The 12,357-nt window shown below is 73.1% G+C and carries 9 protein-coding genes; all 9 read left to right on the top strand.

Translation table 11 applies throughout. The annotated features are described in order from the left end of the window. Window positions 1–323 precede the first annotated feature (323 nt). The 9 genes from ACFYOB_RS14940 (at window position 324) to galE (ending at window position 12,300) form a co-directional block, all read left to right on the top strand. On the top strand, window positions 324–1,619 hold the full coding sequence (locus tag ACFYOB_RS14940) for a ubiquitin-like domain-containing protein (RefSeq protein ID WP_388560225.1): 1,296 nt from the start codon (window positions 324–326) through the stop codon (window positions 1,617–1,619). Continuing rightward, window positions 1,616–2,518, top strand: a complete 903-nt coding sequence (rsmA, locus tag ACFYOB_RS14935) for a 16S rRNA (adenine(1518)-N(6)/adenine(1519)-N(6))-dimethyltransferase RsmA (protein ID WP_388559817.1) — start codon at window positions 1,616–1,618, stop codon at window positions 2,516–2,518. The genes ACFYOB_RS14940 and rsmA overlap by 4 nt, the downstream gene beginning before the upstream one ends. Continuing rightward, on the top strand, window positions 2,515–3,423 hold the full coding sequence (locus ACFYOB_RS14930; protein WP_388559814.1) for a 4-(cytidine 5'-diphospho)-2-C-methyl-D-erythritol kinase: 909 nt from the start codon (window positions 2,515–2,517) through the stop codon (window positions 3,421–3,423). Before rsmA ends, ACFYOB_RS14930 begins: the two co-directional genes overlap by 4 nt. Before the next feature lie 180 nt (window positions 3,424–3,603). Then, window positions 3,604–4,968: an acyltransferase gene (locus tag ACFYOB_RS14925; RefSeq protein WP_388559811.1), complete on the top strand. Its 1,365-nt coding sequence runs from the start codon at window positions 3,604–3,606 to the stop codon at window positions 4,966–4,968. 29 nt (window positions 4,969–4,997) lie between these two features. Continuing rightward, entirely contained in the window at window positions 4,998–6,800 is a 1,803-nt protein-coding gene (locus ACFYOB_RS14920) for an ABC-F family ATP-binding cassette domain-containing protein (RefSeq protein WP_388559808.1), read from the top strand. 156 nt (window positions 6,801–6,956) lie between these two features. Continuing rightward, on the top strand, window positions 6,957–8,594 hold the full coding sequence (locus tag ACFYOB_RS14915) for a PQQ-binding-like beta-propeller repeat protein (protein ID WP_388559805.1): 1,638 nt from the start codon (window positions 6,957–6,959) through the stop codon (window positions 8,592–8,594). A 40-nt stretch (window positions 8,595–8,634) separates the two neighbouring features. After that, entirely contained in the window at window positions 8,635–10,410 is a 1,776-nt protein-coding gene (locus tag ACFYOB_RS14910; RefSeq protein ID WP_388559802.1) for a PQQ-binding-like beta-propeller repeat protein, read from the top strand. A gap of 125 nt (window positions 10,411–10,535) precedes the next feature. Further along, window positions 10,536–11,228 carry a response regulator transcription factor gene (locus ACFYOB_RS14905; protein WP_388560223.1) on the top strand — a complete coding sequence of 231 codons (693 nt, stop codon included), beginning with the start codon at window positions 10,536–10,538 and terminating at the stop codon, window positions 11,226–11,228. 97 nt (window positions 11,229–11,325) lie between these two features. Beyond that, complete coding sequence (galE, locus tag ACFYOB_RS14900; RefSeq protein ID WP_388559799.1) at window positions 11,326–12,300, top strand: UDP-glucose 4-epimerase GalE; 975 nt, start codon at window positions 11,326–11,328, stop codon at window positions 12,298–12,300. Window positions 12,301–12,357: the final 57 nt, after the last annotated feature.

Below are 12,357 nucleotides of genomic sequence, written 5' to 3'. Positions count from 1 at the left end.
CGTCCGCTCCGCTATGGTGCCGTGCCCGAGCCATGAGGGTCCGGACCAGTGGAGCGAGCTTCGTGAGCGATACACACGGCAGTCACCGCCGCAGCGGTCCCGTCCCGGAGGCGTACGAGGCAGTGCCCGTGGCCCGGCCGGCCGGACCGGGAGACCCCGAGCCCGCGGTTCCCGCGCCGCGCGGCGGCGACCGGCGGGCGGACCGCCGCCGGGCCCGCGGCCGCTCGGCCCCGGCCGCCCGGCCGGACACCGGGGCTATGGGCACCCCGTGGCCCGACGCAGCCTCCGCACCCGGCTCGGGCCGCCGCCGGGCCCCGGGGCCGATGCCCGGCGCCGACACGGCCATCGCCGCCGGCCCGGGGGGCTCGGGCCGCCGGGCCCGTGGCCGTGCCACCACCGACGAGCCCCCGGCGGGCACCGGCCGTCGCCGCGCGGCCGCTCCCGCGGCCGGGGGAGCCGCCACCGGCGGCGGCCACCGCTCGCGCGGCCGGGCCGCCGGGCCCGGACTCCTCACCCTGGAGATCCCGGGCGGGACCTGGCGGCGGATCGTGCCCCAGGCGCTGGTCGTCGCCTTCCTCGCGGGCGGCACCACCGCCTTCGTCGCCGCCGACAAGTCGGTACGGCTCACCGTGGACGGCGTCCCCCGCACCCTGCACACCTTCGCCGACGACGTCGACGAACTGCTGGCCGCCGAAGGCGTCGGCACCGGACCGCACGACCTCGTCGCCCCCGCCCCCGGCGAACCCCTCGAAGACGGCGAGCAGGTGGTCGTCCGCTACGGCCGCCCCCTGCTCCTCACCCTCGACGGGCAGCAGCGCCAGATGTGGACGACCGCCCGCACCGTCGAGGGCGCACTGCGCCAGTTCGGCGTCCGCGCCGAGGGCGCCTACCTCTCCGCCCCCCGCACCGCCCCGGTCCCCCGCGCCGGCCTGACCCTCAGCGTCCGCACCGAACGCAGCGTCACCTTCATGGCCGACGGCCTCGAACGCACCATCCGCACCAACGCCTCCACCGTCCAGGAGGCCCTCGACCAGGCCGGAATCACCCTGCACGGCCAGGACACCACCTCCGTGCCCCCCACCGACTTCCCGCGCGACGGCCAGACCGTCACCGTGCTGCGCATCACCGGCACCCGAGAGGTCCGCGAGGAGCGCATCCCGTACGCGACGGAGCGGACCGAGGACGACACCCTCTTCGCCGGGACCGAGGTCGTCGAGCGGGCCGGCCGCCCCGGGGCGCGCCGGGTCACGTACAGCCTGCGCACCGTCAACGGCGTCCGGCAAAGGCCCCGCCCCATCGCGGAGGAGACCGTCCGCGAACCCGTCACCCAGCTCGTCAGGGTCGGCACACAGCCCCTGCCGGCCTCCGTCGCCGGCGCCGACGGCCTCAACTGGGAGGCCCTCGCCCAGTGCGAGTCCGGCGGCCGCCCGTCGGCCACCGACGCCTCGGGCACCTACGGCGGGCTCTACCAGTTCGACGTCCACACCTGGCACGCCCTCGGCGGCAGCGGCCGCCCCCAGGACGCCTCGGGCGCCGAGCAGACGTACCGGGCCAAGAAGCTCTACGTGCAGCGGGGGGCGAGTCCGTGGCCGCACTGCGGCCGTACGCTTAGCCGGTGAGCACCGCAGAGCAGCAGCCCAACGAGACCCCTTCTGACGCCCTCCTCGGCCCCGCCGACATCCGGGAACTGGCCGCCGCCCTCGGCGTACGCCCGACGAAGCAGAAGGGCCAGAACTTCGTCATCGACGCCAACACGGTGCGCCGGATCGTGCGCACCGCCGAGGTGCGGCCGGACGACGTGGTCGTCGAGGTCGGTCCCGGGCTGGGCTCGCTGACGCTCGCGCTGCTGGAGGCCGCCGACCGGGTGACCGCCGTCGAGATCGACGACATCCTGGCGGCGGCGCTGCCCGCCACCATCGAGGCCCGGATGCCCGGGCGCAAGGACCGCTTCGCCCTGGTCCACTCCGACGCCATGCTGGTGACCGAACTGCCCGGCCCGGCGCCGACCGCGCTCGTCGCGAACCTGCCGTACAACGTGGCCGTGCCCGTCCTGCTCACCATGCTCGACCGCTTCCCGAGCATCGAACGGACCCTGGTGATGGTGCAGGCCGAGGTCGCCGACCGGCTCGCCGCCGAGCCGGGCAACAAGGTGTACGGCGTCCCCTCCGTCAAGGCCAACTGGTACGCACACGTCAAGCGCGCCGGATCCATCGGCCGCAAGGTCTTCTGGCCCGCGCCGAACGTCGACTCCGGCCTCGTCTCGCTGGTGCGGCGCACGGAGCCGATCAAGACCACCGCCACGAAGGCCGAGGTCTTCGCGGTCGTGGACGCGGCGTTCGCACAGCGGCGCAAGACCCTGCGCGCCGCGCTGGCCGGCTGGGCCGGCTCGGCTGCCGGGGCCGAGGCCGCGCTCGTCGCCGCGGGCGTCTCGCCGCAGGCGCGCGGCGAGTCGCTGACGGTGGAGGAGTTCGCCGCGATCGCCGAGAACAAGCCCGCGGCGGAGAGGCCCGCACTGTGAGCTCCCGCACGAGCGTGACCGTACGAGTCCCCGCGAAGGTCAACGTGCAGCTGGCGGTGGGCGCGGCCCGCCCCGACGGCTTCCACGACCTCGCCAACGTCTTCCTCGCCGTCTCCCTCTTCGACGAGGTCACGGCGACGGCGGCCGACGCCCTGACGGTGACCTGCGCCGGCCCCGACGCAGGTCAGGTCCCCCTGGACCGCACCAACCTCGCCGCGCGCGCCGCCGAGATCCTGGCGGCCCGGGCCGGCATCGACCCCGCCGTCCACCTCCACATCGCGAAGAACATCCCGGTCGCGGGCGGCATGGCGGGCGGCAGCGCGGACGGCGCCGCGGCCCTGCTGGCCTGCGACGCCCTGTGGGGTCTGGGCACCCCGCGCGCCGAACTGCTCGACATCTGCGCCCAGCTGGGCAGCGACGTCCCCTTCAGCCTCGTCGGCGGCGCCGCGCTCGGCACCGGGCGCGGCGAGCTGCTGACGCCGGTGGACGCGGGGTCGTTCCACTGGGTGTTCGCGGTGGCCGACGGGGGCCTGTCCACCCCGGCCGTGTTCCGCGAGTTCGACCGCCTCACCGCGGGTACGAGGATCCCCGACCCCGAGGCCTCGCCGGCCCTGCTCGCGGCCCTGGCCTCGGGAGACCCGGACGCGCTGGCCCCCGTACTGGCGAACGACCTCCAGCGGGCGGCCCTGTCGCTGCGCCCGCAGCTGGCCGGGACGCTGGCCGCGGGCACGGAGGCCGGGGCGCTGGCCGCGCTGGTCTCCGGATCGGGCCCGACGACGGCCTTCCTGGTCCGCGACCCGGAATCCGCCGAGAAGGTGGCCGCGGCCCTCGAAGCCTCGGGCACGTGCCGCGCCACCCGCGTGGCGTCCTCCCCGGCCCCCGGAGCCACGGTCCTGCTGCCCTGAATCCACGCCGCGCGGTTCAGCGGCACCCCGCCCGCGCGGCTCGGCTCCGTGAGCTGGAGGCGGTGGCCGCGCGGGCCGGATCTCCGTCGACCGCGTGGTCGGCTCGGCTGAGCGGTACTCAGGCGGAGTTGAGTACCCGCGCCCTGTCGGCGGTCCCCCGCCGGAGGCGACCGTAGGGCCATGACAGTCAGCGCACGCGACATGGCCGCCGCCACCCCCGCAGACCGCGACCGGTACGTCGACCTCCTGCGGGTCGCCTCCCTCGCCACCGTCATCGCCGGGCACTGGCTGATGGCCGCCGTCAGCGGCGACGGCATAGGGAACCTGCTCGCCCTCGTGCCCCCGCTCCAGGTCCTCACCTGGGGGCTCCAGGTCATGCCCGTCTTCTTCTTCGTCGGCGGGTTCTCGCACGCCCTGTCCTACCGTTCCCTGGCCCGCCGGGCCGCCACGGGGCCCGTCTACGCCGCCTTCCTGCGGGCCCGGCTCCAGCGGCTGCTGCGGCCCACCCTCGTCTTCGTCCTCGTCTGGAGCGCGGCCGCGCTCGCCGTCCAGCTCGCGGGCCACGGTGCGGGCGGGCTGACCGGGGCCGCGCTGCGGCTGGTCACCCAGCCGCTCTGGTTCATCGGGATCTACCTCGCGATGGTCGCCTTCACCCCGCCGCTGCTGAAGCTGCACGAGCGGTGGGGGTGGGGGGCCTTCGCCGGGCTCCTCGCCGCCGCCGCGCTCGTCGACGTACTGCGCTTCGCGCTCGGGATCCCGTACGTCGAGTTCCTGAACTTCGCCTTCGTCTGGCTCGCCGTCCACCAGCTCGGCTTCCTGCGCGCCGACGGCCGGATCCGCTTCCCCGCCGCCCTGGCCGCAGCCGGGCTCGCCGCGGCCGCGGCGCTGGTCGCCTACGGCCCCTACCCGCTGTCCATGGTCGGGATGCCCGGAGAAAAGGTGTCCAACATGGCCCCGCCGACCCTCGCCCTGCTCGCGCACGGCATGTGGCTCGTCGGCGCCGTCCAGCTCCTGGCCCGCCCCGCCACCGCCTGGCTCGCCCGCCCCCGCGTCTGGCGCGGCGTCGTCGCCGCCAACGGGATCGCCATGACCGCCTTCCTCTGGCACCTCACCGCCATGCTCGCCGTCTACGCCGCCCAGCTCGCCCTCGGGATCGGGCTCCCCGCACCGGCCTCCGCCACCTGGTGGGCCCAGGTCCCGGTCAGGATCCTCGTGGCCGCCGCGCTGACCGGCGTGCTCGTCGCCCTCTTCCGGCGCTTCGAGGGCCCCGGCCGCCCTGCTGCCGCCCCCGGCCGCCCTGCCACCGCCCCCGGCCGCCCTGCCACCGCCCCCGGCAGCGGCCCCCGCGCCGCCGCAGGCATCACCCTCTGCCTGCTCGGCGTCCTGGGCCTGTCCATGACCGGCCTCGGCGGCCTGCTCGACGGCCACAGCGCCACCCTCGTCGCCCTTCCCGTCACCGCGCCCGCCGCGATCGCCATGGCGCTGGGCGGCTGGGTCCTGGTGGAACGGTCAGCGTCGTCCCGGAGCGTTAGGCTGAGGGGCTGATCCATAAACCCTTCCCTGGAGCGCGTCTGATGGCCGTCAATCTGGTCAATGTCGAGGCAGTCAGCAAGGTGTACGGCACACGTACCCTGCTCGACGGCATCTCCCTCGGCGTGTCCGAGGGGGACCGGATCGGTGTCGTCGGCCGCAACGGCGACGGAAAGACCACCCTGATCCGGATGCTGGCCAAACTGGAGGAGCCCGACAGCGGCCGCGTCACCCAGAACAGCGGCCTGCGCATGGGCGTGCTCACCCAGCACGACTCCCTCGATCCCGCGGCCACCATCCGCCACGAGATCATCCGGGACATGGCCGACCACGAGTGGGCCGGCAACGCCAAGATCCGCGACGTCCTGACGGGCCTGTTCGGCGGACTCGACCTGCCCGGCTTCGGCCAGGGCCTCGACACCGTCATCGGCCCGCTCTCCGGCGGCGAGCGCCGCCGCATCGCACTCGCCAAGCTGCTCATCGCCGACCAGGACCTCCTCGTACTCGACGAGCCCACCAACCACCTCGACGTCGAGGGCATCGCCTGGCTGGCCCGGCACCTCCAGGAGCGCCGCTCGGCCCTGGTCTGCGTCACCCACGACCGCTGGTTCCTCGACCAGGTCTGCACCCGCATGTGGGACGTCCAGCGCGGCGACGTGCACGAGTACGAAGGCGGCTACAGCGACTACGTCTTCGCCCGCGCCGAGCGTGAGCGGATCGCCGCCACCGAGGAGTCCAAGCGGCAGAACCTGATGCGCAAGGAGCTGGCCTGGCTGCGCCGCGGCGCCCCCGCCCGGACCTCCAAGCCCCGCTACCGCATCGAGGCCGCCAACGAGCTCATCGCCGACGTGCCGCCGCCGCGCGACCGCTCGGAACTGATGCGCTTCGCCAACGCCCGCCTCGGCAAGACCGTGTTCGAGCTGGAGGACGTCACCGTCCAGGCCGGCCCCAAGACGCTGCTCAAGCACCTCACCTGGCACCTGGGCCCCGGCGACCGCATCGGCCTCGTCGGCGTCAACGGCGCCGGCAAGACCTCCCTGCTGCGCGCCCTCGCCGAGGCCGCCCGCACTCAGGGCGAGACCCAGCCGGCCGCCGGACAGGTCACCGTCGGCAAGACCGTCAAGCTGGCCTACCTCTCCCAGGAGGTCGGCGAACTCGACCCGTCCCTGCGCGTCCTGGAGGCCGTCCAGCGCGTCCGTGACCGCGTCGACCTCGGCAAGGGCCGCGAGATGACGGCGGGCCAGCTGTGCGAGCAGTTCGGCTTCACCAAGGAGAAGCAGTGGACGCCCGTCGGCGACCTCTCCGGCGGCGAGCGGCGCCGGCTGCAGATCCTGCGCCTGCTGATGGACGAGCCCAACGTCCTCTTCCTCGACGAGCCCACCAACGACCTCGACATCGAGACCCTGACCCAGCTGGAGGACCTCCTCGACGGCTGGCCCGGATCGATGATCGTGATCTCCCACGACCGGTTCTTCATCGAGCGCACCACCGACACCGTGATGGCGCTGCTCGGCGATGCGAGCCTGCGGATGCTGCCGCGCGGCCTGGACGAGTACCTGGAGCGCCGCCAGCGGATGATCGAGGCGGCCGCCCCGGCGCCCGCCCCGGCCGCAGCCGCCGCGAAGTCCACCGCCTCCGGTGACTCCCGCGCAGCGAAGAAGGAACTCCAGAAGATCGAGCGGCAGCTGAACAAGCTCTCCGACCGCGAGAGCAGCCTGCACGCCCAGATCGCCGAGAACTCCACCGACTACGACAAGGTGGCCAAGCTCGACGCGGAGCTCCGGGAACTCCTCGCGGACCGCGACGATTTGGAGATGCGCTGGCTGGAGCTGGCCGAGGAGGCCTAGGCTCCCAGGCCGCCCCGAGCGGCCAACTGACCGGATAACGACGGCGTCACGGGCCGGTCCTCCCTTGGGAACAGGGGGCGGACCGGCCCGGCGTATGGCCTGTGTGAGTGATAGAAAGGTCATCTTCCACGACCCTGACACCGAAGGTACGCGCTGATGACCGAGCCGCCCCAGCCGCCGAACCAGCCGCCGACTCCTTCCGGTTACGGGCACCTCCCCGGCCCGCCGCAGCCCGGCTACGGCTACCCGCAGCAGGGCGAGAACCCGTACGCCCAGCAGCCGCCCACCGTCCCGCAGCAGCCGCCGACCGCCCCGCAGCAGCCGGCCTACTACCCGCCGCCGCCCCCCGGCCTGCCGGGAATGCCGCAGCCCTCCTCCGGCATGACGCCGAAGAAGAAGCTGACCGTGCTGATCGCCGCCTCGGTCGCCGCAGTGCTCGTCGCCGGCACCGTCGCCTACGTCGGCTTCTTCAAGGACGACAAGGACCCCGAGCCGCCCGTCGCGCAGGAGTCCACGTCCCCCGACGCCAAGCCCTCCGGCTCCCCTTCCGTCGACAACGGCGACGGCAGCGGCAACGGAGCCGGGGACGGCGACCTCAACTCCGCCCGCAAGCAGGGCGAGGACAAGGTCCTCTGGCTCAAGACCGCCAAGATCGACGGCCCCGGCGTCGGAGTCGACACCGACGGACAGTGGGTCGTCGGCGACACCGTCGCCAAGACCGTCTGGAAGAACCTCACCGGCTACGGCGCGGCCGACGGCAAGGAGAAGTGGACGATCTCCTTCCCCGGTGACATCTGCGCCGTCACCGGCCAGATGACCGCCGACGGCAAGACCGTCGTCCTGTTCAGGAACGGCGAGAGCGACACCGCCGACTGCAACCAGATGCGCATGGTCGACCTCAAGACGGGCAAGGAGGGCTGGACGAAGGAAGTGCCCAAGGACGGCCTCTTCGACCTCTTCGCCAGTCCCAGCCTGAGCCTCACCGGGGACGCCGTCTCCGTCAACCGGGTCACCCGCGCCAGCGTCTTCAAGGTCAGCACCGGCGACAAGCTCTTCGCGACCCCGTCCGAGGGCTGCATGACCGGCTCCTACCTCGGCGGCAACGGCAAGATGATCGGCATCGCCACCTGCCAGGACGCCGACCGCACCGTCGAGGTCAAGGACGCAGACCCGGCCACCGGCAAGTCGACCTGGTCCTTCAAGCTCCCCAAGGGCTTCCAGGTCTCCAGCGTCTACTCGGTGGACCCGCTCGTCCTCGACATCGGCAACGAGGAGAAGAAGGAACGCTCCATCGTGGTCATCGGACCCGACGGGAAGCAGCGCGCCACCGTCACCGGCGAGGGCAGCTTCGCGAGCGGCTGCAGGAGCTCCTTCAGCCGGTCCCTCCAGGCCTGCGCCGCAGGCCTCGTCGACTCCAACACGCTCTACCTGCCCACGGCGACCGAGGCCGGCACCGGCAACGAGATCGTCGCCTTCGACCTGGCCTCCGGCAAGGCCAAGTGGCGCACCCCGGCCGGGGACAAGCGCACCCTCACCCTCGTCAAGGCCGCGAACGGCTCGCTGATCGCCTACCGCAAGGCCGAGTACGACAAGGGCGGCGAGGTCCTGTCGATCCCGGCCGCGGGCGGCGAGCCCACCGCGCTCCTGCGCCACCCCTCAGGCCCGGCCGCTCCGGTCGAGAGCTCCTTCTTCTCCCCGAAGGCCGACTACGTCGACGGTCGGTTCTTCCTCTCCGTCACGCATCTGCTCGCCCGGGGCAAGGACGAGAAGTTCCTGATGGTCTTCGGCAAATGAACGCGTCCCCGAGCAGTCCACCGAGAGGCAGTAGCAACACATGAGTACCCCGCCGCCCCCCAGCCAGCCGCCGTCCGGCGGCTTCGGAGCGCCGCAGGACCCTCCCCCGGCCACCGCAGGAGGGACCCCCGCCCCGGGCGGGTTCGCGCCGCCGACGCCGCCCGTACCGCCGGCGCCCCCGCAGCAGCCGCCGGCCGCACCGCCGCAGCAGCCGCCGGCCGCGCCGCCCGCCGCGCAGCCCGCGTACGGCTACCCGCAGCAGCCCGGGCCCGGCTACGGCTACCCGCAGCAGCCCGGCGCCCCGGCGCCCTTCGGACCGCCCACCACGCCCATGCACACCGCCCAGCCCCCGGCTGGCGGCGCGGGCGGCGGTGGCGGCAACGACAAGCGCAACCAGCTGATGATCGTCGGCGCGGCCCTCCTGGCCATCGTCCTCATCGTCGGCGGCGGCCTCTGGTACGTCTCCGGCGACGGCGGCGGCGGCGGCAAGAAGGACACCGCGGACAGCGGTCCCGTCGCACCGGGCGAGAACAAGGGCCAGGCCGGCGCGGGCGGCAGCGAGAAGGTGCCCTCCAACCCCAAGTCGAAGGTGCTGGTCAACCAGCCGAGCCCGACGCCGGAGGAGATGGTCCAGGTCCCCGGCTCCTGGCTGACCGACTCCACCTACGTCAAGTCCGACGTGGCGAAGATCGTCGGCTACAACCTCGTCGACGGCGGCAAGAAGTGGGAGGTGCCGCTCGCGGGAGAAATCTGCGGCGCCACCCCGCACGTCACCGACAACAAGTCGGCGGTGCTCTTCAGGCCCGCGATGGCCACGCCGGAGAACAAGTACCCGCCGTGCACCGAGGTCGGCGTCATCGACCTGAACGCCGGCAAGCTCGTCTGGACCGGCAACGCCAAGAGCGCCACCAGCGGCGACAAGCCCGCGTCCTACTACGAGGTCACCCTCAGCGGGCAGACCGTCGCCGCAGCCGGTTCCTCGGGCGGCGCCGCCTGGAACCTCGCCGACGGCAAGTCGCTGTGGGTGCCCAAGACGGACGGTGAAGGCTGCTACGACGCGGGCTACGCCGGCGGCGAGGCCCTCGGCGTCATCCGCAAGTGCGGCCGGAGCCCCAACCAGAGCCTGCAGGCACAGATCCTCGACCCGGCCACCGGCGCCCCGCAGTCCTCGTACAAGCTCTCCGCGGGCATCGAGACCGCCAGCATCGTCTCCACCAAGCCCCTGATCGTGGCCGCCGACGTCGGCAAGACCGCCAAGAACGCCAGCGGCGTCAGCGACCTCTTCGTCGTCGACCCCGCGGGCCAGCTGAAGGCACACATCTCGCTCTCCTCCGGCAACTTCGGCGGCGAGTGCAACACCGAGGTCGAGAAGTGCTCCGGCTTCGTCGTCGGCAACGGCAAGCTCTACCTGCCCTCGTACGAGCACCAGGGCCAGGACCCCTACGCCAAGACCAACGAGCTGCTCTCCTTCGACCTGGAGACCGGCAAGCAGACCAGCGACCGCGCCGACGCGGGCGAGCGGTACAAGCTGTACCCGCTGCGCATGGACGGGTCGAACATCATCGTCTACAAGGACCCCCCGTACGACAAGGGCGGCCAGATCGTCAGCGTCGACGGCAAGACGATGAAGGAAACCGTCCTGATGGAGAACCCGTCGGACAAGGTGACCCAGCGCATCGAGACGGCCTACCTGCCCGACCACCACGAGTACCGCTACCACAACGGCAAGCTCTTCATCGCGCGTACGACGGTCAAGAAGCCGTACTCCGCCACGTCCGACCCGGAGTACATCTTCACCGCCTTCACCGCGAGCTGACCGGCCCGCGTCCACGAAGCCCCCGGAAGGTCCGCCTTCCGGGGGCTTCTGCGCGGTAACACCCGCGCGCCGTCGAACAAGCGTGTAGCTTGCCGGGGCAGAAGGGTGGGGGGGTGGGTGCCGCAATGGGCGTACGGGTCGTGGTGGTCGACGAGCACCGGCTGCTGGCCGAGGCGCTCGCCTCTGCCCTGAAACTGCGCGGCCACCGGGTGCTCGCCGCCGCCGCGCCGGCCGCGGGAGCCGCCGAACTGGTCGTCGGCCGCGCCCCGGAGGTCTGCCTCTTCGGCACGGCCACCCCCGCCGAGCCGGGCGTGTTCGAGCCCGTCGTACGCATCAGGCGGGAGCGCCCGCAGATCGCCGTCGTCGTCCTCGGCCCGGTGCCCAGCCCGCGCGGGATCGCGGCCGCCTTCGCCGCGGGTGCCTCGGGGTACGTACGCCACGACGAGCGCATCGAGGGCGTGGAGCGGGCCCTGGCCAAGGCCAGGGCGGGCGAGGTGGCGATCGCCCCTCAGCTGCTGCACGGAGCCTTCGCGGAGCTCCTCAACCCCGCGGCCCAGCCCGACGACGAAGGCAGCCGGCTGCTGCGCCTGCTCACCCCGCGCGAGGTGGAGGTGCTGGTCCGGGTCGCCGAGGGCGAGGACACCCGGCTCATCGCGGAGGGCATGGCCATCGCGCCGAGCACCGCCCGTACCCACGTACAGCGGGTGCTGATGAAGCTGGGCGTGGGCTCCCGGCTGGAGGCGGCCGCGCTGGCCGCCCGTACCGGCCTGCTGGACCGGGCGGTGCCCATGGCGCCGCCCGCCGCCGTCCAGGCCTGACGGGGGCCGATTTCCCCGCGGGCGCTCTCATCGGGTAAGCCAGTGTCTGCATGCGCAGGCACCCGGCGCGTGGTCCCCCGCGAGAGGCAGTAGGCGAGTGAGCAAGACGGCGAATCACAAGTACCTGGTAACCGGCGGCGCCGGCTACGTCGGCAGCGTGGTCGCGGCCCACCTCCTGGAGGCGGGCCACGAGGTCACCGTCCTCGACGACCTCAGCACCGGCTTCCGCGCCGGAGTGCCGGCGGGCGCCGAGTTCATCGAGGGCCGGATCCAGGACGCCGCCGAGTACCTGGACTCCTCCTACGACGCGGTGCTGCACTTCGCGGCCTTCTCGCAGGTCGGCGAGTCCGTGGTGAACCCGGGCAAGTACTGGGAGAACAACGTCGGCGGTACCCTCGCCCTGCTCGCCGCCATGCGCGGTGCGGGCGTGCGAAAGCTGGTGTTCTCCTCCACCGCCGCCACCTACGGGGAGCCGACGGAGGGCCTGCTGACGGAGGCCTCGGTGACCGCGCCGACCAACCCGTACGGGGCCTCGAAGCTGGCCGTGGACCACATGATCGCGGGGGAGTGCGTGGCGCACGGCCTGGCCGCGGTGTCCCTGCGGTACTTCAACGTGGCTGGCGCGTACGGGGAGTTCGGCGAGCGGCACAGCCCCGAGACCCACCTGATCCCGCTGGTCCTCCAGGTCGCCCTGGGCGAGCGGGAGTCGATCTCGGTGTTCGGTGAGGACTACCCGACGCCGGACGGCACCTGCGTACGCGACTACATCCACGTCGCGGACCTGGCGGAGGCCCACCTGGCGGCGCTGCAGGCGGCCGCCGCGGGCGAGCACCTGATCTGCAACCTGGGCAACGGCGCCGGGTTCTCGGTCCGCGAGGTCGTCGAGACGGTCCGCAAGGTGACCGGGCGGGAGATCCCCGAGGTGATCGCCCCGCGCCGGGCCGGCGACCCGGCGACGCTCGTCGCCTCCGCCCGCACCGCCCACGAGCGTCTGGGCTGGACCCCCAGCCGCCCGGACCTCACCGGCATCATCACGGACGCGTGGAACTTCGCCAAGGCGCACACTTCCTGAACCACGGGTGTCCACCCGCACCACCGCTTTCCCCGTACGCCCCCCGAACCTCCGGTC

This window comes from Streptomyces sp. NPDC006463, from assembly GCF_042870715.1.
Lineage (GTDB): Bacteria > Actinomycetota > Actinomycetes > Streptomycetales > Streptomycetaceae > Streptomyces.
This window is presented reverse-complemented; position numbering and strand designations above follow the sequence as displayed.

Coding starts and splice junctions, on each gene's coding strand:
- ACFYOB_RS14940 (WP_388560225.1), top strand. CDS start 324: ATGCCCGGCGCCGACACGGCCATCGCCGCCGGCCCGGGGGGCTCGGGC.
- ACFYOB_RS14925 (WP_388559811.1), top strand. CDS start 3,604: ATGACAGTCAGCGCACGCGACATGGCCGCCGCCACCCCCGCAGACCGC.
- ACFYOB_RS14920 (WP_388559808.1), top strand. CDS start 4,998: ATGGCCGTCAATCTGGTCAATGTCGAGGCAGTCAGCAAGGTGTACGGC.
- ACFYOB_RS14915 (WP_388559805.1), top strand. CDS start 6,957: ATGACCGAGCCGCCCCAGCCGCCGAACCAGCCGCCGACTCCTTCCGGT.
- ACFYOB_RS14910 (WP_388559802.1), top strand. CDS start 8,635: ATGAGTACCCCGCCGCCCCCCAGCCAGCCGCCGTCCGGCGGCTTCGGA.
- ACFYOB_RS14905 (WP_388560223.1), top strand. CDS start 10,536: ATGGGCGTACGGGTCGTGGTGGTCGACGAGCACCGGCTGCTGGCCGAG.